The sequence below is a fragment of the Streptomyces sp. NPDC127100 genome, assembly GCF_042724095.1.
Lineage (GTDB): Bacteria > Actinomycetota > Actinomycetes > Streptomycetales > Streptomycetaceae > Streptomyces.
Genome location: NZ_JBHXFL010000015.1, coordinates 12,708 through 37,100 on the forward strand (window position 1 = coordinate 12,708; position 24,393 = coordinate 37,100).

16 protein-coding genes are annotated in these 24,393 nt (G+C 72.2%); 3 read left to right on the top strand and 13 right to left on the bottom strand.

The features are described from left to right. Nucleotides 1–8: 8 nt before the first annotated feature. Both ACFWJB_RS16630 and ACFWJB_RS16635 read right to left on the bottom strand, forming a co-directional pair. A complete protein-coding gene (locus ACFWJB_RS16630; RefSeq protein WP_385458546.1) occupies nucleotides 9–1,046 on the bottom strand; it encodes an ABC transporter permease in 1,038 nt (345 codons plus the stop codon). Between the two features lie 26 nt (nucleotides 1,047–1,072). Next, nucleotides 1,073–2,758, bottom strand: a complete 1,686-nt coding sequence (locus ACFWJB_RS16635; RefSeq protein ID WP_385458548.1) for an extracellular solute-binding protein — start codon at nucleotides 2,756–2,758, stop codon at nucleotides 1,073–1,075. Nucleotides 2,759–3,148: 390 nt separating this feature from the next. Between ACFWJB_RS16635 and ACFWJB_RS16640 the strand changes: the two genes are divergently transcribed. Then, complete coding sequence (locus tag ACFWJB_RS16640) at nucleotides 3,149–5,995, top strand: glycoside hydrolase family 3 C-terminal domain-containing protein (RefSeq protein WP_386922953.1); 2,847 nt, start codon at nucleotides 3,149–3,151, stop codon at nucleotides 5,993–5,995. 303 nt (nucleotides 5,996–6,298) lie between these two features. On the opposite strand, the gene ACFWJB_RS16645 is transcribed toward ACFWJB_RS16640, so the two are convergent. From ACFWJB_RS16645 to ACFWJB_RS16655, 3 genes are all read right to left on the bottom strand, one after another. Then, nucleotides 6,299–7,744, bottom strand: coding sequence for an aldehyde dehydrogenase family protein (locus ACFWJB_RS16645; RefSeq protein ID WP_386922955.1), 1,446 nt, complete (start codon nucleotides 7,742–7,744; stop codon nucleotides 6,299–6,301). Between the two features lie 234 nt (nucleotides 7,745–7,978). Continuing rightward, nucleotides 7,979–9,658, bottom strand: coding sequence for a PucR family transcriptional regulator (locus tag ACFWJB_RS16650; RefSeq protein WP_386922957.1), 1,680 nt, complete (start codon nucleotides 9,656–9,658; stop codon nucleotides 7,979–7,981). A 131-nt stretch (nucleotides 9,659–9,789) separates the two neighbouring features. Continuing rightward, nucleotides 9,790–11,931 (bottom strand): ATP-binding protein, encoded by a 2,142-nt coding sequence (locus ACFWJB_RS16655; protein WP_386922959.1) that lies wholly within the window; start codon nucleotides 11,929–11,931, stop codon nucleotides 9,790–9,792. Between the two features lie 250 nt (nucleotides 11,932–12,181). Here ACFWJB_RS16655 and gabT point away from each other — a divergent pair, with 250 nt between their 5' ends. Together gabT and ACFWJB_RS16665 are read left to right on the top strand one after the other, a co-directional pair. After that, the gene (gabT, locus tag ACFWJB_RS16660) at nucleotides 12,182–13,516 is read left to right on the top strand and encodes a 4-aminobutyrate--2-oxoglutarate transaminase (RefSeq protein WP_386922961.1); all 1,335 of its coding nucleotides are present in this window, start codon (nucleotides 12,182–12,184) and stop codon (nucleotides 13,514–13,516) included. 558 nt (nucleotides 13,517–14,074) lie between these two features. Next, nucleotides 14,075–14,749 carry a phosphatase PAP2 family protein gene (locus ACFWJB_RS16665; protein WP_386922963.1) on the top strand — a complete coding sequence of 225 codons (675 nt, stop codon included), beginning with the start codon at nucleotides 14,075–14,077 and terminating at the stop codon, nucleotides 14,747–14,749. Here ACFWJB_RS16665 and ACFWJB_RS16670 read toward each other — a convergent pair. The 8 genes from ACFWJB_RS16670 to ACFWJB_RS16705 form a co-directional block, all read right to left on the bottom strand. After that, nucleotides 14,688–16,499 carry a chitinase gene (locus ACFWJB_RS16670; protein ID WP_386922965.1) on the bottom strand — a complete coding sequence of 604 codons (1,812 nt, stop codon included), beginning with the start codon at nucleotides 16,497–16,499 and terminating at the stop codon, nucleotides 14,688–14,690. The genes ACFWJB_RS16665 and ACFWJB_RS16670 overlap by 62 nt on opposite strands. Before the next feature lie 87 nt (nucleotides 16,500–16,586). Next, nucleotides 16,587–17,045: a hypothetical protein gene (locus ACFWJB_RS16675; RefSeq protein WP_386922967.1), complete on the bottom strand. Its 459-nt coding sequence runs from the start codon at nucleotides 17,043–17,045 to the stop codon at nucleotides 16,587–16,589. Nucleotides 17,046–17,171: 126 nt separating this feature from the next. Further along, nucleotides 17,172–18,599 (bottom strand): NAD(P)/FAD-dependent oxidoreductase, encoded by a 1,428-nt coding sequence (locus ACFWJB_RS16680; RefSeq protein ID WP_385458566.1) that lies wholly within the window; start codon nucleotides 18,597–18,599, stop codon nucleotides 17,172–17,174. Between the two features lie 35 nt (nucleotides 18,600–18,634). Continuing rightward, entirely contained in the window at nucleotides 18,635–19,435 is an 801-nt protein-coding gene (locus ACFWJB_RS16685; protein ID WP_385458568.1) for an ABC transporter permease, read from the bottom strand. Next, nucleotides 19,436–20,365, bottom strand: a complete 930-nt coding sequence (locus ACFWJB_RS16690) for an ABC transporter permease (RefSeq protein WP_385458570.1) — start codon at nucleotides 20,363–20,365, stop codon at nucleotides 19,436–19,438. It lies immediately after the preceding gene. Beyond that, entirely contained in the window at nucleotides 20,365–21,543 is a 1,179-nt protein-coding gene (locus tag ACFWJB_RS16695) for an ABC transporter ATP-binding protein (RefSeq protein WP_385458572.1), read from the bottom strand. The genes ACFWJB_RS16690 and ACFWJB_RS16695 overlap by 1 nt, the downstream gene beginning before the upstream one ends. Before the next feature lie 5 nt (nucleotides 21,544–21,548). After that, nucleotides 21,549–22,796, bottom strand: a complete 1,248-nt coding sequence (locus tag ACFWJB_RS16700) for a spermidine/putrescine ABC transporter substrate-binding protein (RefSeq protein ID WP_385458574.1) — start codon at nucleotides 22,794–22,796, stop codon at nucleotides 21,549–21,551. 55 nt (nucleotides 22,797–22,851) lie between these two features. Further along, nucleotides 22,852–24,387, bottom strand: a complete 1,536-nt coding sequence (locus ACFWJB_RS16705; RefSeq protein ID WP_386922970.1) for a gamma-aminobutyraldehyde dehydrogenase — start codon at nucleotides 24,385–24,387, stop codon at nucleotides 22,852–22,854. Nucleotides 24,388–24,393: the final 6 nt, after the last annotated feature.

The window sequence follows — 24,393 nt, forward strand, 5'->3', positions numbered from 1 at the left end:
GACGGCGGTCACTTCTTGTACACCCCCTGCTCGCCCATGAGGTGGGCCACCTTGTTCGCGATCAGGACCAGGCCGAGGCTGATGACGCCCTTGACGAGCCCGGCGGCGGCCGCGTATCCGAAGTCCTGGTTGCGCACGCCGTTCCACCACACGAAGGTGTCGAGGACCTCCGCGGCTCCCGGTCCGACGGCGTCGCGTTGCAGCAGGATCTGCTCGAAGCCGACCGTCAGGGCGTCGCCGACGCGCAGCACCAGCAGCAGGGCGATCACCGGGCGCAGCGCGGGCAGGGTGACGTGCCACATGCGGCGCCAGCGGTTCGCGCCGTCCATCGCGGCGGCCTCGTACAGGTCGGGGCTGACCGAGGCGAGCGCGGCGAGGAAGACGATGATCCCCCAGCCGGCGTCCTTCCAGACGCTCTGCGCGGTGACCAGGAACTTGAAGGTGTCCGGGTCGGTCATGAGGCTGAGTCCGTCGTACCCGTGGTCGCGCAGCAGCTGGGAGAGGAGACCCGCACCGCCGAAGAGCTGCTGGAAGACGGCGATGACCAGCACCCAGGAGAAGAAGTGCGGCAGGTAGAGGATGGCCTGCGAGATCGCCCGCACCCGGGGCCGGACCACGCTGTTGATGAGCAGGGCGAGCAGGATGGGGACCGGGAAGTACAGCACGAGCTGGAGGAGGAACAGCACCAGCGTGTTCCGTACGGAGTTCCAGAAGGCGGAGTCCTCGAAGATCCGCTGGAAGTTCTCCAGGCCCACCCAGGGGCTGTGCAGGATGGAGACGATCCCGTTGTCGCTGATGTAGGGGTCGTACTCCTGGAAGGCGACGACGTTGCCGAGGATCGGTACGTAGTTGAAGAGCAGCACCAGCAGGACGGCCGGCAGTGTCATCAGCAGCAGTACGCGGTCGCGGCGGAACCTCAGCCGCAGGCTGAGCCTCCCCGTGCTCGGCTTCCCCTTCCGGGAGCCGGTGGCGTCGCCGGACGCCACCGGGGTCTTCTTCGTCGCATCGGCCTCGGCCCTGGTCCGGGGCACCGTGCTGTGGGACACGGCCGTTCTCCTTGCCTCGGTACCGGTCAGCCCGCCGCCGTGCCGTTGTCGTCGAGCAGCTTCTTGTACCAGTCGCGCAGTTCGTCGCCGCCCTTGCTGCGCCAGTCGGAGACGGCCTGCTGCATGTCGCTGATCTTCTTGCGGCCGCGGACGATGTCGTCCTCGAGCTGCTCGAAGTCGTTGGCGAGGTTGGTGTAGCGGGCGGGTTCGGTGATCTGCATGCCGTAGAAGGTGGGCTTCCTGGTGAAGGCGCCCATCCGCTGCTGCCACTCGACCTGTCCCTTGGCGACCTCGGGGAAGTCGGGGTGGGCGATGGTCGCGGCGGGGCTCGCCACCATCACGTAGGCGTTCATCACGTCGATGTTGCCCTGGTCGGTCTTGGTGGGCACGCCGTCCTTGACGGTGTAGTGGGTCCCCTCCACGCCGTAGTTGGTGGCCATGTACTCCTTGGTGCCGTACGGCGCGGCGGTGACGTTGGCGACGGCCAGCACGTCGCGGATCACGGACTTGGACGCCTTCTTGTTGACGAAGGCGAAGATGCTCGCCGGGTTCTGCGCCCACAGTGTGGGTTCACCGCCGTCGTGCCCGAAGAAGTCCATGCCCCAGACCTTGAACTCCGGGTTCTGGGTGGCTTGTTCGGCGGTGCGGCTCCACCACTGGGAGATGTCCTGGTTGTAGACGATGAACTCGCCGGCGGCGAACTTGGGACCGGGGTCGGTGGCGTTGCTCTTGCCGAGCATGGCGTCGGGGTGCACGACGCCGGCGGCGAAGAGCTTGCGCGTCCACTCCAGGGCCTCGAGGTACTCGTCGGTCTCGGCGCGGTAGACCAGCTTGCCGTCGGCCTGGTTCCAGCCGAGGGACTTCTCGTTGCCGGAGAGCACGCCGAAGGCGTTGAAGGCGGTCCACTTCATGTCCAGGCAGGCCCAGCGCTTGGCCTTCGCGTTGGTGGCGTCCTTGGCCAGCGCCATGAACTCGTCGCAGGACCGGGGGACCTCGTAGCCCTCCTTCTCGAAGACGTCCTGACGGTACAGCGGCAGGATGCCGGACACGTACGAGGACGGCATCGGCAGTCCGCGCAGCTTGCCGCCGAAGATCGAGCGCTGCCAGGCGTCGGTGGGGATCGCCGCGAGGTTGGGGTACTCCTTGACGGCGTCGCCGGAGAGGTACGGGCCGAGGTCGGCGAACTTGCCGATGATGCCGCTGGGGATCTTGCCGGTCATGTTCCAGCCGGGGACGACCACGACGTCCGGCACCTCGCTGGAGGCGAGGACCGCGCCGAGCTTCTGGTCGTAGGTGTTGCCGTCCTGGTTCTGCCAGACCACGTCGACGCCGATGAGGTCGTTCATCGCCTTGTAGTAGGCGTTGTCCTCCTTCGGCGGGGAGCCCCAGAAGGGCGACATGACGGTGACCCGGCCGCCCTTGCCGAGCTTCTTCGGCACCGAGACCTTCAGGTCCGCGAGGTCGAGCTTGCCGGTGAAGCCGACCGCGGAGCCGTTCTTGCTGGGGATGTCGGGGGTGACGACGTTGCCGGCCACGTACGCCGGCAGCAGCTTCTTCGCGTCCTTGCCCGACGTGGTGCCGTCGCGCGAGCCGCCGTCGGATCCGCCGCAGGCGGACAGCAGCGGCATTCCTCCCGCCACCGCTGCGGTGGCGACCGCCGTGGAGGCGAGGAACTTTCTCCGGCTGGGGCCGGAGGCGGCGTTCGGCGTCATTGCGTCAACCCTTCATGGCGCACCAGGACACCCGGCGGTGGCCGTCGGCTGCGGTGTCTTCAGTGGAACTGGCTGAGCTGAAGCGGTCGTCGGAGGAATCTGCGGTTCCGGACGCACTCGCGGCACGCCCCCGGTTCACCGCTTCCCGAGTCGAAGCGCTTCGATGTTGCAGCGAGGTTAAGTGAACGTCTAAGGGCGCACAAGGGTCGCTCCCAAGATTCCTCCGATGTGTGCGTGGTCATGGACGACTCACCGTGTTCATGCAGCGCTTGGACAGTGACGAGAAGTCGGAGTCGGTGTGCGGATACGCCTTGACACCCGCCCCGGTGCCGAATGAGCATCGAAGCGCTTCGAAAGCGTCTCGCCGCTCCATCGCAAGGGGATCTCCACGTGACCGCACCCACGCCGCCCACGCCGCCTTTCCGTGATCCGCAGCTGCCGCTCGGGAAGCGCGTCGACGACCTGGTGTCGCGGCTGACGCTCGACGAGAAGACCGCCTTCCTGCACCAGTTCGCCCCGGCCGTCGAGCGGCTCGGCATCGCCGCGTTCCGCACCGGCCAGGAGGCGCTGCACGGGGTGGCCTGGATGGGTCCGGCGACCGTGTTCCCACAGGCCGTGGGCCTCGGAGCCACCTGGAACGAGGAACTGGTGCACCGCGTCGGCGAGGCGGTGTCCAAGGAGGCCCGGGCGATGCGCGCCCGCGACGAACGCGTCGGCCTCAACGTGTGGTCCCCGACCGTCAACCTGCTGCGCCACCCCCTGTGGGGCCGCAACGAGGAGGGCTACTCCGAGGACCCGCGGCTCACCTCGGCCATCGCCACCGCCTACACGCGCGGACTGCGCGGCGGTCATCCGGCGTACTGGCGCACGGCGCCGGTGCTCAAGCACTGGCTCGCCCACAACAACGAGACCGACCGGGACACCGCCTCGTCCTCCGTTCGCCCGCGCGTCCTGCACGAGTACGACCTGCGCGCCTTCCGCGAGACGGTCGAGGCGGGCGCGGTGGCCGGCGTGATGCCGGCGTACAACCTGGTCAACGGCCGCCCGAACCACCTCTCCCCGTACCTGCGGGAGCAGCTGCGCACCTGGACGGAGGAGGAGCTGCTGGTCTGTTCGGACGCCGGCGCCCCGTCCAATCTCGTCGACTCCGAGCACTACTTCGACACCCACGAGGAGGCGACCGCGGCCGCGCTGCGCGCCGGGGTGGACAGCTTCACCGACCACGGCACGGACTCCTCGAAGATCGTCGAGCGCGTCCGCGGCGCCCTCGGGCGGGGGCTCCTCACCGAGGCCGACGTCGACGCGGCCGTGCGCCGCCAGCTCTCGGTCCGCTTCCGCCTCGGCGAGTTCGACCCGGCGCGGGACCCGTACGCCGGCACCGCCGACTTCGACACCCCGGAGCACCGCGCGCTGGCCCTGGAGGCCGCCGAGCAGGCGGTGGTCCTGCTGCGGAACGACGGGGTGCTGCCGCTGGCCCCGGACACCCGCGTCGCCGTGGTCGGTCTGCTCGCCGACGAGTGCAAGCTCGACTGGTACAGCGGCACGCTCATCCACCGCTCCACCCCGCTGGAGGGCCTGTACGAGCGGTTCGGCGCGCAGGCCGTCGGCTTCGCGGAGGGCGTGGACCGGGTCCGGCTGCGGACGGCCGCCGGCACGTTCCTGCACGTGCTCCCCGCGGAGGACGCCCCCGACGGGGCGCCCGGCGCCGAGGGCGCCCTCGACCCCGCCCTGGTCGCCGGCCGCACCGACCTGCCGCCGCTCACCACCGACGCCACCGGCAGCGAACTCGCGCTCGTCGACTGGGGCGAGGGCGTGCTCACGCTGCGCGCCCACGACGGCCGGTACCTGTCGGTCGCCGAGGACGGGTACGTGCGCGCCTCCGCCGACCAGCCCGGCGGCTGGGTCGTACAGGAGACGTTCCGCCTCGAACCCCACGGCAACGGGCACCTCCTCCGGCACTCGGGAACGGGTCGTCCCGTCTGTGTCGCCGCCGACGGCGTGCGGGTTGCCGCGGACGGCGCGGACGGCGAGATCTTCGAGCTGGTCGTCGCCGAGCGCGGCGAGGAGGCGGTGGCGCGGGCCGCGGCCGCGGCCGACGTGGTCGTGGTGGTGGCGGGCAACGACCCGCACATCAACGGCCGGGAGACGGAGGACCGTACGACCCTGCGGCTGCCGGACCACCAGGAGCGGCTGCTGCGCGCGGCCCGGGCCGCCAACCCGCGCACGGTGCTGGCGCTGGTCTCCGCCTACCCGTACGCGGTCGACACCGAGGCCCTCCCGGCGGTGCTGTGGTCCGCGCACGGCGGTCAGGCGGCCGGCACCGCACTGGCCCGGGTCCTGGCCGGTGACGTCTCCCCCGCCGGGCGGCTCCCGCAGACCTGGTACGCCGACGACGCCGACCTGCCCGCCCTGCTCGACTACGACGTGATCGGCGGCCGGCAGACCTACCTGTACTTCGAGGGGACCCCGTTGTTCCCCTTCGGGCACGGCCTGTCGTACGCGTCCTTCGCGTACGCGGACCTCTCGGCCCGGGTGACGGACGACGCGGTGTCGGTGTCCTTCACGGTCACCAACACGGGCGACGTCCGCGCCGACGAGGTGGCCCAGCTCTACACCCGGGCCGAGGCGCCCTCGGTCCCGCGCCCGCGCCGGGAACTGGTGGCGCACCGGCGGCTCACCCTGGCCCCGGGCGAGCGGGCGGAGGTGTCCTTCGACGTGCCGCTGTCCGCCTTCGCGTTCTGGGACGTCGCCCACGGCCGGTGGCGGCTGGAGCCGGGCCCGTACGCCCTGCTGGCCGGCGCCTCCAGCGAGGACGTGCGCCTGGAGACGACGGTCGCGCTCGACGGTGAGCCCGCCGCACCGCGCCCGGTGCGCGAACGCGGCCTGGACGCGGCCGACTTCGACGAGCAGAGCGGCACGGAGATCGTGGACCGCACGAAGGTGTCGGGCGACGCGGTGACGCCGGTCGCGGAGGGCTCCGGCGAACTGCTCTACCGCGCCTGCGACTTCGGGCCGGGTGTCACTCGGGTGACCGTCGCGGTGGCGGGCGGCGGGGGCTCCGTGGAGATCGCCCTCGACGGGCGACCCGTGTCGGCGGTGCTGTCGCCGCAGACGTCGACGCCGGGTCCGTACGACTACGTGGAGCTCGGCGCCGCCCTGACCGCCGAGGGCGTGCACGACCTCCGCATCAGGCTGCGCGGCTCACTGCGGCTCGCGCACGTCGGCTTCTCCGGCTGAGGGTCCGGAGAAGCCGGCACGAGAAGGGGCCCGGCACCGGCACGACCGGCGCCGGGCCCCGACCCGTCCGACGCGGGCGCCCGGTGCGCCGCACGGCAGGAGCACCGCTCTCCCGGATCACCCGACGGCACACCAGGCCAACTGTCGATCATGTGAAGGAAACGGAGTTCTCCTGACGTGTTCCCGTGGGTTCGCGAGAACAAGCCGAACCCCCCCCGTTCTCGCAGGTGAGAACGGGGGGGATCGACCGACGGCCCGAACCCCCGCACAGTGGGTTCGGGCCGTCGGTCCTTCAGGGGTGGGTCAGAGGGCGAGGCCCGTCAGGACCAGGACCCGCTCGTAGGTGTAGTCGTCCATCGCGAACCTGACGCCCTCGCGGCCCACGCCGGACTGCTTGGCGCCGCCGTACGGCATCTGGTCGGCGCGGTAGGAGGGCACGTCGCCGATGACCACGCCGCCGACCTCCAGGGCGCGGTGGGCGCGGAAGGCGGCCTGCAGGTCGTGCGTGAACACGCCTGCCTGGAGGCCGTACTTGGAGTCGTTGACGGCGGCGAACGCCTCGTCCTCGCCGTTCACCTTCCGCACGCTCAGCACCGGACCGAAGACCTCCTCGCTCGCGAGGGTGACATCGGCCGGCAGGTCGGTCAGGACGGTCGGCGCGTACGAGGCGCCGTCCCGCTTGCCGCCGGTGAGGAGCTTCGCGCCCGCGGCGACGGCCTCGTCGACCCAGGACTCCACGCGCTCGGCGGCGGCCTCGCTGACCAGCGGGCCGACGTCGGTGGCGTCGTCGTTGGGGTCACCGGTGACCTGCGCCTCGACGGCGGCGACGATGCGCGGCAGCAGGCGGTCGTACACGGCGGCGTCGGCGATCACACGCTGCACCGAGATGCAGGACTGGCCGCCCTGGTAGTTGGAGAAGGTCGCGATGCGGGCCGCGGCCCAGTCCAGGTCCTGGTCGCTCGCCCAGTCCCCGAGGACGACGGCCGCGCCGTTGCCGCCCAGTTCCAGGGTGCAGTGCTTGCGCGGCACCGAGTCCATGATCGCGTAACCGACGGCCTCGGAGCCGGTGAAGGAGATGACCGGCAGCCGCTCGTCCTGGACCAGGGCGGGCATGCGGTCGTTGGAGACCGGCAGGATGCTCCAGGAGCCGGCGGGCAGCTCGGTCTCGGCGAGCAGGTCGCCGAGGATCAGGCCGGAGAGGGGGGTGGCGGGAGCCGGCTTGAGGACGATCGGCGCACCGGCCGCGATCGCCGGGGCGACCTTGTGGGCGCACAGGTTCAGCGGGAAGTTGAACGGCGCGATGCCGAGGACGACACCCTTGGGGAATCGGCGGGTGAGGGCGAGCCGGCCCTGGCCGCCGGCGTCGGTGTCCAGGCGCTGCGCCTCGCCGCCGTTGAAGCGGCGGGCCTCCTCGGCCGCGAAGCGGAAGACGGACACCGCGCGGCCGACCTCGCCGCGGGCCCACTTGACCGGCTTGCCGTTCTCGGCGGAGATCAGCCGGGCGAGCTCCTCGGTGCGCTCGGCCAGGCGGCGGCTGACGTGGTCCAGGGCGGCGGCGCGGACGTGGGCGGGGGTGGCGGCGAACTCGTCCCGTACGGCGTACGCGGCGGCCACGGCCTCCTCGACCTGGGCGTCGGTCGGCAGGCTCACCGTGGCGACGGTGCGGCCGTCCCAGGGGGACGTGACGTCGAAGGTGTCCTCACCGGTGGCCTGGCGGCCGGCGAGCCAGAAGGCGTGGGTGGAAGTCATAGGGGAGTCCCGGCCCTTCCGCGTTGGGGGTGTGTGTACGGGGTGTGCGGGGTCCACGGTAGGGCGGGGCGCGGCGAGTGGTGTTTGTCCGAGTCGGAGTGGTGGGGGGCGGGGGTTCGACGGATTGGCGGACTTGGGTGGGGGCGGGGCCCGGGTTCAGGATTCTTCGTCGCCCCCGCCGCCCCTTCCCGTCCCGTCCACGGGCGCTGGTGACGGGCCGGTGGTCCGCACCTGTTATTCGGGCGCCGTCGCCTTCAGCGCCAGCCACAGCTCCATCCGTACGTCCGGGTCGTCCAGGGAGCGGCCGAGGATCTCCTCCACGCGGCGCATCCGGTAGCGCAGGGTGTGGCGGTGGACGCCGAGGTCGGCCGCCGCCGCGTCCCACTGGCCGTGCCGGGACAGCCAGGCGCGCAGGGAGGCCACCAGGTCGCCCCGGCCGGTGGCGTCGTGGTCGCGCAGCGCCCGCAGCAGTCCGTCGGCGAAGGCGCGCACCGCGTCGTCGGCGAGCAGCGGCAGCACCGAGCCGGCGGCCAGGTGTTCGTGCTCCACGCAGACACGACCGCGGCGCCGGGCCACCGACAGGGCCTGCTCGGCCTGCTTGTAGGCGGCGGACGCGGCGATGGGTCCGGACGGCGCCGACAGGCCGACGACCAGCCCTCCCTCGTCGCCGCCCGTGATCGGCTCCGGCGTCGGCCGGGCGGCCTCCAGGGCCGCGGCGTACTCGGCGCAGGCGGCGACGGCCGCGCCCTCGTCGGTGGCCAGGACGACCAGCCGCTCCCCCTCGGGCACCACGAGGACCGCCTCGCCGGCCCGTGCCGCCGCCGATTCGACGACCTCGGCGAGGGCGCCGAGCGGGTCGCCGCCGGTGTCCGCCGCCGCCAGGGCGGCCGCGGAGGGCTTGACGACGGGCACGCCCGGCTGCGGCCCGGCGTGCGCCCGGGCGGCCGAGGCCGACGCCGGCTCGGCGACGATCATCCGGAAGGGCGCGTCGAGCAGGTCGCCGTACAGGTCCCCGGCGACCGCGCGGGCGTGGTCCGGCTCGCCGGCGAGGAGCATGCGCAGCACGGCCGCGCCGAGGCGCTGCTCCGCCGCGTGCAGGGAGCGGGAGCGCTCCGTGGTGAGCGTCAGCAGGGCGATGGCCGCGTGGACGGCGTACCGCTCGGCCGTGCCGAGGGACGCGGCCGTACCGACCGCGAGTGCCGCGCGGGCCTTGCGGGAGGTGCCGAGGGAGTGCAGCTCGACGCGGTCCGCGTTCCCGGGCTGGTCCGGGTCACCGGTTCCGCCGACCACCGAGGAGGCCGGTGCGGGCCGCTCGCGCAGCCGCTGCACGTCCGCCGTGAGCCGTGCGGCCCTGCGGCCCGCCCACTCGGGCGCCGCGGCGACGACGGCGCCCGCGGTGTCGTAGAGCGCCGCCCAGCCGTCGACCTGCGCGGCCAGCGAGCCCAGCAGCCCCTCCGGACCGTCGGTCAGTGCCTGTCTGGTCAGCTCCCGCTGGGCCGCGAAGCCCGCCGTGACCGCCCGGTACTGGTCGGCGGCGATGGCCGCGGACACGGCCTTGCTGATGGCGAGGAAGGGGGTGCGGCGCGGGACCTCCAGCAGCGGCAGGCCCTCCTTCCGCGCGGCCTCGACCAGCGCCTCCGGTATGTCCTCGTAGTGGACTCCGACGGCGAACCCGAGCCCCACCACTCCGGCCCCGGCCAGCCGCCGCACGTACCGGCGCATCGCCGCCGGGTCCCGCACGTCCAGCGTGAGCGCGGTGATCAGCAGGAGCTCCCCGCCCTCCATGTAGGGCACGGGGTCGGCGAGCTCGCTGGAGTGCGCCCAGCGGACCGGCACGTCGAGGCGGTCCTCGCCCGCGCGCACGGTCAGCTTGAGCGCGGAGTGGTGGACGAGCGAGGCGAGCGTCGGGGGCATGGGGCCTTCAGGTCTGCGACAGGTGTGCGAGGGCGGTGCGGAATCTCTGTGATCTTTTGGCCGCCGCGCATGAACGGCCTGTGTCGATTCTGCCTCACCGTACGGTCCCGGCGGATTCCCGGCGGGAGACCTCAGCCACGCAGATCCACCAGCAGCGGCGGCGCGTGCTCACCGCCCACGGTCGTCAGCGACAGCACCGCGTGCCCCGCCGGCACCGCGTGCGCCAGCTCGGACGCCGACCACCGCTCGCGCTCGACCTGCCGCACCGTGACCGCCCGCGCGGTGGGCGCCTTTCCGGTGATCACCCGGCGCAGCATGTGCACGGCCTTGCCGGCCGGGGTCTCGGCGATGATCTGCCGGTCGGTGACGTCCCGGGCCTCGGTCCACTCCTTGCCCCACACCTCGGCGAAGTCCTGTCCGTCCCAGGGCGTGAGCCCGGACAGTGCCATCCGGCACCCGATGGACCCGAGCAGCGGCCCGCGCAGCGGACGCGGTACGTCGTCCAGGGTGCGCAGGGTCAGGACGACCCCGGCGCCGGCGGAGCGCAGCCGCTGGACGCCCCGGACGGCCTCCGGCGTGACGACACCGCTCGCGTCGTCCAGCACCAGGCAGGCGAACAGCGACCGGTCCTCCCGCACCGACACGCTCGCCGTGAACTGGGCGAGCACCAGCCGGGCCAGGATGCGCGAGGCGTCCGCGTGGCCGCGCTCGGGCAGGTCGATGCGGACCCGCACCGGATGGTCGAGGGCCTTGAGCGAGAACGGCCGGGTCTGTCCCGAGGTGTCGAAGAAGGAGGCGAAGGCGGGCCGGTCGAGGAGCGCCACCCGGTCGGCCAGGACGCCGCCCACGTCGCCGGGGTGCCCCATCTGCCGCTCCCGGGCGTCCAGTTCGCGCAGCAGCGACTCCTGTCCGGTCTCCTGCAGGCCCTGGCGCAGCTCGGCCAGCGGCCCGGGCGTCCCGTCGAGGAGCTGCCGCAGCTCCGGTACGCCGGGGAAGCGTCCGTGCACCGCCCGGAACGGGCCGAGGAGCTGGGCGAGGACGGTGGTGGAGCGACGGGTGTCGCTGCCGGGGTGGGGGTCGGCGAGGTCGCCGACCAGGGCCTCGGCGAGGACGGCGGCGGCCTCGTCGGGGTCGGTCGTGCCGCCGTACAGGTCGAGGTCGTACACGGAGTCCGGGTTCCCGATCCGTACGACGACGTCGTAGGCGTCGGCCGCGCCGAGTCCGGCGCCGGCCGCGCCGACCACGACGACCGCGGCCCGGCCGGCCAGGGCGTGCAGGCACAGCGACTCGGCGACCGGCCGGACGACGGCGCCGGTCTTGCCCGACCCCGCCGGTCCGACGGCGAGCAGGGAGGTGCCGAGCAGGTCCGGTCCGAGGGCGAGGCCGGCGCCGCGGTAGGCGTAGGGGTTGCGGGTGTCGTCGGCGGCCGTGCCGAGCCGTACCTGCCCGGTGACCAGGTCGTGCCGGGCCTGCCGGGAGGGCAGGTCGCGGGCGCCGGAGGGGTGCGGACAGGCGGCGGCGCCGTGGCCGAGCACGGCACCGGTGAACGTGGCGAGGCTGTGCCGGCCGCGCACCACGCCCTGCCAGGCGCGGGCGATGCGGGCGTGGTCGACGTCCCGCATCAGCCCGGAGCGCGCGTCGGCGGCGAGCCGTTCGGCGGCGTCGACGGCACCGGCGGCGCGCAGGGCGGGCCAGGCGGCGGGGTCCTCCTCGGGGGCGGGCGGGGGGCCGCCGCCCGGGGTGGCGCGGCGCCAGGCGGGCGGGCCGTAGCGGCGCCAGATCTCACTCCAGCGGCCGAGCCGGCCGACGCCGACCATGATGATCGCCGCGATCAGGACGTAGTAGGCGTAGACGGCCACGACCGCGCCGAAGCTGTGGGGCTCGGCCCAGGAGTCCGGGATCATGGCGTAGAGGGGCAGCAGCCACCAGCCGCCGAGGTAGCCGTTCCACAGCAGCGACCAGATCAGCCAGCCGACCAGGAAGGCGATCAGCGCCCCGCTCAGCAGTTGCCGCGCCGGGATCAGCTCGGGCTCCTCCTCCGGCCGGGGCCGGTGCCCGAAGCGCCACACGCCGGGCAGCGCCTCGGGGCGCGGGGTGCGCAGCCAGGCCAGGAACGCCGAGCCGTCCGGCAGCGGGGGCACCGCCGGTGACGGGGGCGTCCCGGGCTGCCGGGTCGGCCGCGGCGGCGCCGCGGGCACCTCGGGGGGCCCCGCCGGACGCGGCACAGGATTCGCGTGCGTACCCCGCGTGTCCCGCATGCCGTCGCTGTCCATCGCCGTTGCCCCCTGACCAGCCGCTCCGTCCACCGTCCGCGAGCCAATCTAACGCCCTCCCAGGGCGAGTTCACCGCTTACGCGGCCGGGCCCGCGCCGACGTGTCCACATGTCTCCCCGTCCGCCACCTGTCCACCGCGGACAACCGGCGGCGCGGACAACGCCCACATGGAGCATGCCCACCCCCCGCTCCCGGTCCTAGCCTGCGAGAAAAGAAGGCAAGCGTCCGAAAAGAGCCACAGGAGCCCCCATGACCGCACTTCCGCAGGAGCGCCGCGTCGTCACCGCCATTCCCGGCCCGAAGTCGCAGGAGCTGCAGGCCCGCCGGACCGCCGCGGTCGCGCAGGGCGTGGGCTCCACGCTGCCCGTCTTCGTCACGCGCGCCGGCGGCGGTGTCATCGAGGACGTCGACGGCAACAGCCTGATCGACTTCGGCTCCGGCATCGCCGTGACCTCCGTCGGCGCCTCCGCCGAGGCCGTCGTCCGCAGGGCGTCCGCCCAGCTCGCCGACTTCACCCACACCTGCTTCATGGTCACGCCATACGAGGGCTACGTCGCCGTCGCCGAGGCGCTGGCCGAGCTGACGCCGGGCGACCACGCCAAGAAGTCGGCGCTGTTCAACAGTGGCGCCGAGGCCGTCGAGAACGCCGTCAAGATCGCCCGTGCGTACACCAAGCGCCAGGCGGTCGTCGTCTTCGACCACGGCTACCACGGCCGGACCAACCTCACCATGGCGCTGACGGCGAAGAACATGCCGTACAAGCAGGGCTTCGGCCCGTTCGCGCCCGAGGTGTACCGCGTGCCGGTCGCCTACGGCTACCGCTGGCCGACCGGCCCGGAGAACGCCGGCCCGGAGGCCGCCGCCCAGGCGATCGACCAGATCGCCAAGCAGGTCGGCGCCGAGAACGTGGCCGCGATCATCATCGAGCCGGTGCTCGGCGAGGGCGGCTTCATCGAGCCGGCCAAGGGCTTCCTGCCGGCGATCCGCCAGTTCGCCGCCGACCACGGCATCGTCTTCGTCGCGGACGAGATCCAGTCCGGCTTCTGCCGCACCGGCCAGTGGTTCGCGTGCGAGGACGAGGGCATCGTGCCGGACCTGATCACCACCGCCAAGGGCATCGCCGGCGGTCTGCCGCTGGCCGCCGTCACCGGGCGCGCCGAGATCATGGACTCCGCGCACGCCGGCGGCCTCGGCGGCACCTACGGCGGCAACCCGGTCGCCTGCGCGGGTGCGCTCGGCGCGATCGAGACGATGAAGGAGCTCGACCTCAACGCCAGGGCGAAGCGGATCGAGGAGGTCATGAAGGCCCGCCTCACCGCCATGGCCGAGAAGTTCGACATCATCGGCGACGTCCGGGGCCGCGGCGCGATGATCGCCGTGGAGCTGGTCAAGGACCGCGTCACCAAGGAGCCGAACCCGGAGGCGACCGCCGCGCTCGCCAAGGCCTGCCACGCCGAGGGCCTGCTGGTCCTGACCTGTGGCACCTACGGCAACGTGCTGCGCTTCCTGCCGCCGCTGGTCATCGGCGAGGACCTGCTGAACGAGGGCCTCGACATCATCGAGCAGGGCTTCGCCCGCGTCTGAACCGCGCACCCGAGCCCGCCGCGAGCCCGCACCCGCAGGTGCGGGCTCGCGCGTGTGCGCGACCGGCCGAACGCGCATCTGAGCCGTGGTTCGCACGCCTGCACGGCGAACCGCAGAGCGTGTGAAGAAGGTGTGGGGGGTGGATGTCAGGTCGCCGATGGCCCTGTCCTGAGCCCACCCCCTGCCGTAGGTTCTACGCAGATGAGAGATGCACCCCGCCCACGGGGGACCGTGGGCGGAAGCTCAGGCCGGAGCCTCCCCAGCTTCGACCTGGTCGTGCCTCGCGCACACAACCGGGACCCGAGGGTTCCGGGTCTCCTCACCGATCGGACGGTCGCTCGCCCCAAACCCCCCGGGGCGCGCGACGTTCCGGTCAGGACGCCGCCTCGGCACCCGGGACGGTGGTTCACCGAGGGGCCGGCACACTCCCCCCCTTGTGCCGGCCCCTCGGTGTTCGCTCGGGGGCTTTCACCCGGCCCGCCCACGTTTCCGCGGCACTCGTACGCTCCGCACGGGCGGTGAGCGCACGCGAGAGCGGGAGCCTGGCAGGCTGGTGCCATGCCGGTCTCCTCACCCCGCCCGCTCCGCGGCCCGCTCGGGCTGCTCGCCGTGCCCGTGCTGCTCTTCGTCCTGATCACCTGGCAGGTCGTCGCCGACGGGCCGTTGGTGGGGATGGACGAGCGGGTGAGCCGGGCGTTCGTCCACCCGGACCGCTTCTCCGAGCTGCTGGCCGATCTGGGCAACGTGCAGGTGGCGGTGCCCGTCCTCGCCCTCGCACTGGCCGGTGTCGCGTGGCTCGGACGTACCAGAGGTGTGGACCGCTGGTGGCTGCCGCCCCTCGCCGGGGTCGCGGCCATGGTCCTGGTGCCGGCGCTGGTCGCCCCGCTGAAGGAGTGGACCGACCGCCCCGGCACCCCGGCGGTGCCGCCGGCCGTCGGCTACTACCCGTCCGGCCACACCGCCACGGCGGTCGTCGCGTACGGCGCGGCGACGCTGCTGCTCCTTCCGCTGCTGCGTGCGCCGGCCGTGCGCCGCCTGCTCGTCGTGCTCTGCGCCGTCCTCGTCCTCGGCGTCTCCTACGGGCTGGTCCGCCGGGGCTACCACTGGCCGCTGGACGTGGTGGCCAGCTGGTGCCTGGGGGCGGTCCTGCTGACGGGTGTGTCGCTGCCGCTCAGCCGAAGTAGGCGTCGAAGTTCCGCTGGAACTGCCAGTTCGCGTACCGGTCCCAGTTGATCGACCAGGTCATCAGGCCGCGCAGGCCCGGCCAGGTGCCGTGGGTGGTGTACGAGCCGCAGTCGGTCTTCCTGGTCAGGCAGTCGAGGGTTTTGGTGACCTCGGCCGGTGAGACGTGGCCGTTGCCCGCGTTGGTGGAGGCGGGCATGCCGATCGCGACCTGGTCGGGGCGCAGCGGCGGGAAGACGTTGTTCGCGTCGCCCGCGACCGGGAAGCCCGTGAGCAGCATGTCCGTCATGGCGATGTGGAAGTCGGCGCCGCCCATGGAGTGGTACTGGTTGTCGAGCCCCATGACCGGGCCGGAGTTGTAGTCCTGGACGTGCAGCAGGGTCAGGTCGTCGCGCAGGGCGTGGATGACCGGGAGGTAGGCGCCGCAGCGCGGGTCCTGGCCGCCCCACTTGCCGGTGCCGTAGAACTGGTAGCCGTTCTGCACGAAGAAGGTCTCCGGGGCCATGGTCAGCACGAAGTCGTCGCCGTACCGGGCCTTCAGGGTCCTGACGGCCGAGATCAGGTTGACGATCACCGGGGTCCTCGGGTTCCGGAAGTCCGTGTCGTCGGCGTTCAGGGACAGGGAGTGGCCCTCGAAGTCGATGTCGAGGCCGTCGAGGCCGTACTCGTCGATGATCTTCGAGACGGACGAGACGAACATGTCGCGGGCCGCGGTCGTCGAGAGCTGTACCTGGCCGTTCTGGCCGCCGATGGAGATCAGCACCTTCTTGCCGGCCGCCTGCTTGGCCTTGATCGCCGCCTTGAACTCGGGGTCGCTCTCCACGTTCGGGCATTCGGTGACCGGGCAGCGCGTGAAGCGGATGTCGCCGGAGGTGACCGAGGTGGGCTCGCCGAAGGCCAGGTCGATGACGTCCCAGCTGTCGGGCACGTCGGCCATGCGGGTGTAGCCGGAGCCGTTGGCGAAGCTCGCGTGGAGGTAGCCGACCAGGGCGTGGGCCGGGAGGCCGGATCCGCCGCCGTCCTGGCCCTTGCCGGTGGTGGCGGTGACCGTGGCGGACCGGGCGGACTCGCCGGCGTCGTTGACCGCCGCGACCTGGAAGGCGTACGCCGTCGAGGGGGTCAGGCCGGTCACGGTGGTGGAGGTGCCGGTCACCGTGCTCGCCCTGGTGCCGTCGCGGTAGACGGCGTAGCCCGTCGCGCCCGGGACGGGGGACCAGGACAGGGCGACGGAGGAGGAGGTGACGGTGCCGGCCGTCAGTCCGGACGGGACCGCCGGGGGCTGTCCCGTCTCGCCGCCGGGCCCGGTCAGGGAGATGTCGTCGGCGTGGTAGGCGCCGGTGCCGTACCAGCCGTGGGTGTAGATCGTGACCCTGGTCGTGGACGGGCCGGTGCGGAAGGCGGTCGTCAGGCGCTGCCAGTCGGGGGCGGACTGGGCCCAGGTGGAGACGTCGGTGGTGCCGGTGCCGCTCGCACCGAGGTAGACGTACGTGCCGCGGACGTAGCCCGACAGCGTGTACGCGGAGTCGGGCCTCACGGTCACCGTCTGCGCGCAGCGGGCGTTGTCGGAGCCGGCCGGGGTGGCCTTCAGGGCGGAGGTGCCGCCGTGCACGGGTGAGGTCACGGTCGTGCCGGCCGTGCAGGTCCAGCCGTCGAGGCCGGACTCGAAGCCGCCGTTCCGCGCGAGGTCCACGTCGGCCGCACTCGCGGCCGACGAGAGCGCGGTCAGGCCGGACACGGCGAGTGCCGCGGCGGTGAGCAGGGTGACGAGGGGCCGTCGGGCGAGGGGTCTGGAGCGTTCCACAAGTGCCTCCGGACAGGGGGGAGATGGGGAGGGCGGAGCGCGCCCAACTTGGTCCAGACCAATTCGGTTGTCAACCCCTCGCGCGCCTCACCGCCCCCTCTCCCCCGCCGCGAGACCCGCCGCCGCCTCGTGCATCGCCAGTTCGAGGAGCGCGGGATCGGTGAGCGTGCCGGACCCGTCGGGCGGGATCAGCCAGCGGACGCCGGAGGCCGACGGCCGCCCCGGGTACGGCACGACGATCCAGGTGCCGGGTCCGGCCGTCCGGATGCCGGTGCCCAGCCAGCGGGCGGCGGTGCCGGGCGGCACGAGGAAGCCCGTGCGCGCGTCGCCGAAGTCGACGAGCACGGGCCCCGGTCGGTCGAGGACCCGGGAGAGCACGTCGAGGGTCGGATAGCCGAGCCGGCTCGGCAGGATGAGCACGTCCCAGGCCCTGCCGGCGGGCAGCAGCGCGATCCCCCGCGGGTCGCGCTCCCACTCCCTGCGGCAGGACTCGGGATCCGGTGCGACGGATGCCAGCCACGCGACCGCCGTCTTCGCACCAGGCATGTGGAGACCTCCCTCTCTCGTGGACGCGGGGTGCGTCATGGGAGAGAGGGAGGTCTCCGGGCGGGCATTACGCGGGTCGGTGCGACTCGTTGGGGTGAACCGCGTCACACCCCGGGTCAGGGCCGGTCAGCTGTCGAAGCCGAGGCCCAGCCTGTCCATCGTCCGCAGCCACAGGTTGCGCCGGCCGTCCCGCGCGTCCGCCCGGGCCAGGGACCACTTGGTGAGCGCGATGCCGGTCCAGGCGAAGGGCTCGGGCGGGAACGGCAGCGGCTTCCTGCGCACCATCTCCAGGGCGGTGCGCTCGGTGCGCTCCCCCGCCAGCAGGTCGAGCATCACCTCGGCGCCGAACCGGGTCGCGCCCACTCCGAGGCCGGTGTAGCCGGCCGCGTAGGCGACCCGGCCCCCGTGCGCGGTGCCGAAGAACGCCGAGAAGCGCGAGCAGGTGTCGATGGCGCCACCCCAGGCGTGCGTGAAGCGGACGCCCTCCAGCTGCGGGAAGCAGGTGAAGAAGTGCCCGGCCAGCCTGGCGTACGTCTCCGGACGCTCGTCGTACTCGGCGCGCACCCGGCCGCCGTACGGATAGACCGCGTCGTAGCCGCCCCACAGGATCCGGTTGTCGGCGGACAGCCGGAAGTAGTGGAACTGGTTGGCGCTGTCGCCGAGGCCCTGCCGGTTCTTCCAGCCGATCGAGGCGAGCTGCCCCTCGGTGAGCGGCTCGGTCATCAGGGCGTAGTCGTAGACCGGGACGGTGTAGGAGCGCACCCGCCTGACCAGGTTCGGGAAGACGTTGGTGCCGAGCGCGACGGTGCGGGCGCGGACACCGCCGTACGGGGTGCGCACGGACATGCCGGCGCCGTACGGCCGCAGGGTGAGCGCCGGGGTGTGCTCGTGGATGCGCACGCCGAGGTCGAGGCAGGCCCGCTTGAGGCCCCAGACGAGCTTGGCGGGGTTGACCATGGCCACGCCCCGGCGGTCGTACAGGCCGGCCCGGAAGGTGGGTGAGTCGACCTGTTCCCGGACGGCGTCGGCGTCCAGGTACTCGATGCCGTCGGCGAGGCCCTTCGCCCGGATCTCCTCGTACCAGTCCGCCAGTTCCCGGGCCTGGTACGGCTCGGTCGCGACGTCGATCTCGCCGGTGCGTTCGAACTCGCAGTCGAGGGAGTACCGGGCCACCGCGGCTTCGATCGCGTCGAGGTTGCGGGCGCCCAGCTCCTCCAGCCGGTGGATCTCGCCGGGCCACCGGGTGAGGCCGTTGGACAGCCCGTGCGTGAGGGAGGCCGCGCAGAAACCGCCGTTGCGGCCGGAGGCGGCCCAGCCCACCTCGCGGCCCTCCAGCAGCACCACGTCCCGGCCCGGGTCGCGCTCCTTGGCGATCAGCGCGGTCCACAGTCCGCTGTAGCCGCCGCCCACGACCAGCAGGTCGCAGGTGGTGGGACCGGTGAGGGCGGGCTCGGGGCGGGGGCGGCCGGGGTCGTCCAGCCAGTACGGGACCGGCTGGGCGTCGGAGAGGGATCTCGTCCAGTCGTTGCTGCGGCTCATGGCGCTCGGGGCCATGATTTCAACTCCCTACGAATGCGTGAGGCGGTGCGTCACGCCTTGCGGCGATTGCGGCGGTTGCCGATGACCATGGAGGCCAGGACGAACAGCACGGCGACGACGAACATGGCCGTGCCGACGACGTTGATCTGGACGGGCGTCCCGCGCTGGGCCGATCCCCACACGAACATGGGGAAGGTGACGGTGGAACCCGCGTTGAAGTTGGTGATGATGAAATCGTCGAAGGAGAGCGCGAAGGCGAGCAGCGCGCCGGCGGCGATCCCGGGGGCCGCGATGGGCAGCGTGACCCGGACGAAGGTCTGGAAGGGCCCGGCGTACAGGTCCTGCGCGGCCTGCTCCAGGCGCGGGTCCATCGACATCACGCGTGCCTTGACGGCCGTCACCACGAAGCTGAGGCAGAACATGATGTGGGCGATGAGGACCGTCCAGAAGCCCAGCCGCGCCCCCATGTTGAGGAACAGGGTGAGCAGCGAGGCGGCCATCACGACCTCGGGCATCGCCATCGGCAGGAAGATCAGCGAGTTGATCGCGCCGCGCGCCCGGAAGCGGTAGCGGACCAGGGCGAAGGCGATCGCCGTACCGAGGGCGGTGGCGCCCAGCGTCGCCCAGAAGGCGATCTGGAGGCTGAGCGACAGGGAGCCGCAGAGCCCGGCGACCCCGCACGGGTCCTTCCAGGCGTCCGTGGAGAACTGCTGCCACGCGTAGTTGAAGCGCCCGTTCGGCTTGTTGAACGAGAACACCGTGACGACGACGTTGGGCAGCAGGAGATAGGCGAGCGTGAACAGGCCCGCGATGACGACCAGGTGGCGCTTCAGCCAGTTGACGAAGGTCATTTAAACCAGATCCTCCGTGCCGGACTTGCGGATGTAGACGGTGACCATGGCGAGGATCGCGGCCATGAGGATGAAGGACAGCGCCGCGGCCGTCGGATAGTCCAGCACCCGCAGGAACTGGGACTGGATCACGTTGCCGATCATTCCGGTGTCGGCCGAGCCCAGCAGGGAGGCGTTGACGTAGTCGCCGGTGGCCGGGATGAAGGTCAGCAGGGTGCCGGAGACCACGCCCGGCATCGACAGCGGGAAGGTGACCTTGCGGAACACCGTGGACGGCTTCGCGTACAGGTCGCCCGCCGCCTCGTGCAGCCGCCCGTCGATCCGCTCGAGCGACGTGTACAGCGGAAGGATCATGAACGGCAGGAAGTTGTACGTCAGACCGCACACCACCGCGAGCGGGGTGGCGAGCACACGGTCGCCGGAGGTCCAGCCGAGCCAGCTGGTGACGTCCAGGACGTGCAGGGTGTTCAGGGCGCCGACGACGGGCCCGCCGTCCGCGAGGATCGTCTTCCAGGCCAGGGTGCGGATCAGGAAGCTGGTGAAGAACGGCGCGATCACCAGGATCATGATCAGGTTCCGCCAGCGGCCGGCCCGGAACGCGATCAGGTACGCGAGCGGATAGCCGAGCAGCAGGCACAGCACGGTCGCGGAGGCGGCGTAGGCGACCGAGCGCAGGAACTGCGGCCAGTACTCGGACAGGGCGTCCCAGTAGGTGGCGAAGTGCCAGGTGACCTTGTAGCCCTCCTCCAGCGAGCCCGTCTGCACGGACGTGGAGGCCTGGTAGACCATCGGCGCGGCGAAGAACACGATCAGCCACAGGATGCCGGGCAGCAGCAGCCAGTACGGGGTGAGCCGGCCCCGCCTGCGCGGGGGCTTCTCCTCCGGTGCGGCCGGGGCGAGCGGCGGGGGCGCCTCGGTGAGCGTCGGCATCAGGCCGCCTCCTCCTCGGCCGGGCCCGCGTCGCCCGTCGTCCCGGCATGCAGGGACTGCGCCGCGTCCAGGCCGAAGGTGTGCTCCGGGTTCCAGTGCAGGACGACCTCGGCGCCGGCCACCAGGCGGGGGTCGCGGTCGATGTTCTGGGCGTAGACCTCGAACTCGGGGCAGGCCACGCAGTCCACGACGTACTGCGTGGAGACGCCGATGAAGCTGGTGCCGCTGATCCTCCCGGTGATGCGGTTGCGGCCCTCGGGTATGGATCCGGCCTCGTCCGCGTGGGTGAGGCTGATCTTCTCCGGGCGCACGCCGACCAGCACCTTGCCGCCGGCCCGCGCCGGCGCGGAACAGCGGGCGCCGGGCAGGACCAGCTTGTCGCCGGCCGCCCGCACCACGACGTCGTCTCCGCTGCGGGTGTCCACCTCCGCCTCGATGAGGTTGGAGGTGCCGAGGAAGTTGGCCACGAAGGTGGTCCGCGGGTTCTCGTACAGGTCGGCGGGCGCGCCCAGTTGCTCGACGCGGCCCGCGTTCATCACGGCGACCTGGTCGGCCATCGTCATGGCCTCCTCCTGGTCGTGCGTGACGTGCACGAAGGTGATCCCGACCTCGGTCTGGATGCGCTTGAGCTCCAGCTGCATCTGGCGGCGCAGCTTGAGGTCGAGGGCGCCGAGCGGCTCGTCGAGGAGCAGCACCCTGGGGTGGTTGATCAGGGCGCGGGCGACCGCGACGCGCTGCTGCTGGCCGCCGGAGAGCTGGTGCGGCTTCTTGCGGGCCTGTTCGCCGAGCTGGACGAGGTCGAGCATCTCCTGGACCTGCTTCTTCACGCTCTTGATGCCGCGCCGGCGCAGGCCGAAGGCGACGTTCTCGAAGATGTCGAGGTGCGGGAAGAGGGCGTAGGACTGGAAGACCGTGTTGACCGGCCGTTTGTAGGGCGGGAGCGCGGTCACGTCCTGGTCGCCGAGGTGGACGGTGCCGGTGCTGGGCTCCTCCAGTCCGGCGATCATGCGCAGGGTCGTGGTCTTGCCGCAGCCGGACGCGCCGAGCAGGGCGAAGAAGGAGCCCTGTGGCACGGTCAGGTCGAGCGGGTGCACGGCGGTGAAGGAGCCGTAGGTCTTGCTGATGCCGGAGAGGCGGACGTCGCCGCCGCGGTCCGTCGCGTCTGTCGTCGTCTTCATCGTCGTCACGCCCCAGTGAGCTTCGCGAACTTCTCTTCGTATGCCGTCTCTTCCTTCGCGCTCAGGGAGCGGAAGGAACGGGACCGGGCCTGCATGGCCTTGTCGGGAATGATCAGCGGGTTGTTCGCCGCGTCCTCGTCGATCTTCGCCAGCTCGTCCTTCACGCCGTCGACGGGGCAGACGAAGTTGATGTAGGCGGCGAGTTCCGCGGCCGGGCCGGGCTCGTAGTAGTAGTCGATGAGCCGTTCGGCGTTCGTCTTGTGGCGGGCCTTGTTGGGGACCAGCATGTTGTCGCTCGACGTGATGTAGCCGCTGTCCGGGATGACGAACTCGACGTCGGGGTTGTCCGCCTTGAGCTGGACCACGTCGCCGGCCCAGGCCAGACAGGCCGCGAAGTCGCCCTTGGTGAGGTCGGAGGTGTAGTCGTTGCCGGTGAAGCGGCGTATCTGGCCGCTGTCGACGCCCTTCTGGAGGCGGGCGATCGCCGCGTCGTAGTCGTCGTCGGAGAAGCGGGCCGGGTCCTTGCCCATGTCGAGCAGCACCATGCCGATGGTGTCGCGCATCTCGGTGAGGAAGCCGACACGGCCCTTGAGCCCGGGGTTGTCGAGCAGGTCGGAGACCGATCCGACCTCGATGCCGTCCAGCGCCTTCTTGTTGTAGGCGATGACCGTCGAGATGCCCTGCCAGGGATACGAGTAGGCGCGGCCGGGGTCCCAGTCCGGACTGCGGAACTGGGGCGACAGGTTGGCGTAGGCGTGCGGCAGGTGGGACGGGTCCAGCTTCTGGACCCAGCCGAGCCGGATCAGCCGCGCGGCCAGCCAGTCGGTGAGCACGATGATGTCGCGGCCGCTCTCCTGGCCCGCGGCGAGCTGCGGCTGGATCTTGCCGAAGAACTCGCTGTTGTCGTTGATGTCCTCCGTGTACGTGACCTGGATGCCGGTCCGCTTCGTGAACGCCTGGAGCGTCGGGTGCCGCCGCCCGCTCTCGTCGACGTCCATGTACTCGGTCCAGTTGGAGAAGACGACTTTCCTCTCCTCGGCCGAGCGGTCCTCCGAGGAGACGCCGCCCTCGGTCTTGCCGGCCGCGGGGATTCCGCAGGCGCTCAGCGTCCCGAGGCCGCCGACCGCGAGCGCGCCGCCGGTGGAGGCGCGCAGCAGCGACCGGCGGGTGAGGGCGGCCCTGCCGTTGGTGAGACTGCGCCGCATGGCGGCCACTTGGGCCGGGGAAAGGCGGTCGGGCTCGTACTGCTCCATGCGCGTGGTTGCCCTTTCGGGTGGGTCGGCCGTGGTCGGCGGCCTGGCGTGATGGCTATCGGTCCCCGAAGACGGTGCGGTGCCAGTCCTTGCGGACCACCGCGGTGTTGTCGAACATGACGTGCTTGACCTGCGTGTACTCCTCGAAGGAGTAGGCGGACATGTCCTTGCCGAAGCCGGACGCCTTGTATCCGCCGTGGGGCATCTCGCTGATGATCGGGATGTGGTCGTTGACCCACACGCAGCCCGCCTTGATCTCGCGGGTGGCGCGGTTCGCGCGGTACACGTCCCGGCTCCAGGCGGAGGCGGCGAGCCCGTAGGGGGTGTCGTTGGCCAGCCGGATGCCCTCGTCGTCGCCGTCGAAGGGGAGGACGACGAGGACCGGTCCGAAGATCTCGGCCTGGACGGCCTCACTGTCCTGGGCCGCGTCGGCGATCAGGGTCGGCCGGTAGTAGGCGCCGTCCTTCAGCTCGCCCTGCGGGGCCTCGCCGCCGGTCACCACGCGCGCGTAGGAGCGCGCCCGGTCGACGAAGCCGGCGACGCGGTCCCGCTGGACGTGGCTGACCAGCGGGCCGAGGTCGGTGTCCGGGGCGAAGGGGTCGCCGACGCGGACGGTGTCCATCAGGGCCGCGGTCCGCTCCACGAAGGCGTCGTACAGGGGCCGCTGCACATACGCGCGCGTGGCGGCGGTGCAGTCCTGGCCGGTGTTGATGAGCGCGCCCGCGACCGCGCCGTTGACGGCGGCGTCGAGGTCGGCGTCGTCGAAGACGAGGAAGGGCGCCTTGCCGCCGAGCTCCAGGTGGATGCGCTTGACGGTGGCCGTGGCGACCTCGGCGACGCGCTTGCCGACGGCGGTGGAGCCGGTGAAGGAGGTCATGGCGACGTCGTGGTGGCCGACCAGGTGCTCACCGGCCTCCCGCCCGGTGCCGGTGACGATGTTGATCACGCCGTCGGGGAGGCCGGCCTCGGTGGCCGCCTGGGCGAACATCAGCGAGGTGAGCGGGGTGATCTCGGCGGGCTTCAGCACGACGGTGTTGCCCGCGGCGATCGCCGGGAGGATCTTCCAGGCGGCCATCTGGAGGGGGTAGTTCCAGGGCGCGATGGAACCGACGACGCCGATCGGCTCGCGGCGGACGTACGAGGTGTGGTCGCCGGAGTACTCGCCGGCCGACTGCCCCTGGAGGTGACGGGCGGCGCCGGCGAAGAAGGCCGCGTTGTCGACCGTGCCCGGCACGTCGAACTCGCGGGTCAGCTTCAGCGGCTTGCCGCACTGCAGGGACTCGGCGCGCGCGAAGTCCTCGGCGCGCTCGGCGAGAACGGCGGCGAACCGGTGCAGGGCGTCGGAGCGCTCGCCCGGGGTGGCGCCGGCCCAGCCGGGGAACGCGGCCCGCGCGGCGGCGACGGCCGCGTCGACGTCGTCCGCACCGGCGAGCTCGTAGGTGAGGACGTCCTCCCCGGTGGCCGGGTCGACGACCGTGTGCGTGCGGCCGGAGGTGCCCTTGGTCAGGCGGCCGGCGATGTACTGCGCGCCGTCCGCGAAGCGCTGCTGGGCCGGGAATCGGTCCGGGGTGGCATGGCCCGGGTTGTGCATGACGGC

Bases quoted from the DNA above. Each gene is read 5' to 3' on its own strand.
- ACFWJB_RS16645 (WP_386922955.1), bottom strand. From the start codon at position 7,744: ATGACTTCCACCCACGCCTTCTGGCTCGCCGGCCGCCAGGCCACCGGT.
- ACFWJB_RS16690 (WP_385458570.1), bottom strand. From the start codon at position 20,365: ATGCCGACGCTCACCGAGGCGCCCCCGCCGCTCGCCCCGGCCGCACCG.
- ACFWJB_RS16695 (WP_385458572.1), bottom strand. From the start codon at position 21,543: ATGAAGACGACGACAGACGCGACGGACCGCGGCGGCGACGTCCGCCTC.
- ACFWJB_RS16685 (WP_385458568.1), bottom strand. From the start codon at position 19,435: ATGACCTTCGTCAACTGGCTGAAGCGCCACCTGGTCGTCATCGCGGGC.
- ACFWJB_RS16665 (WP_386922963.1), top strand. From the start codon at position 14,075: ATGCCGGTCTCCTCACCCCGCCCGCTCCGCGGCCCGCTCGGGCTGCTC.
- ACFWJB_RS16680 (WP_385458566.1), bottom strand. From the start codon at position 18,599: ATGGCCCCGAGCGCCATGAGCCGCAGCAACGACTGGACGAGATCCCTC.
- gabT (WP_386922961.1), top strand. From the start codon at position 12,182: ATGACCGCACTTCCGCAGGAGCGCCGCGTCGTCACCGCCATTCCCGGC.
- ACFWJB_RS16650 (WP_386922957.1), bottom strand. From the start codon at position 9,658: ATGCCCCCGACGCTCGCCTCGCTCGTCCACCACTCCGCGCTCAAGCTG.
- ACFWJB_RS16705 (WP_386922970.1), bottom strand. From the start codon at position 24,387: ATGCACAACCCGGGCCATGCCACCCCGGACCGATTCCCGGCCCAGCAG.
- ACFWJB_RS16635 (WP_385458548.1), bottom strand. From the start codon at position 2,758: ATGACGCCGAACGCCGCCTCCGGCCCCAGCCGGAGAAAGTTCCTCGCC.
- ACFWJB_RS16675 (WP_386922967.1), bottom strand. From the start codon at position 17,045: ATGCCTGGTGCGAAGACGGCGGTCGCGTGGCTGGCATCCGTCGCACCG.
- ACFWJB_RS16700 (WP_385458574.1), bottom strand. From the start codon at position 22,796: ATGGAGCAGTACGAGCCCGACCGCCTTTCCCCGGCCCAAGTGGCCGCC.
- ACFWJB_RS16655 (WP_386922959.1), bottom strand. From the start codon at position 11,931: ATGGACAGCGACGGCATGCGGGACACGCGGGGTACGCACGCGAATCCT.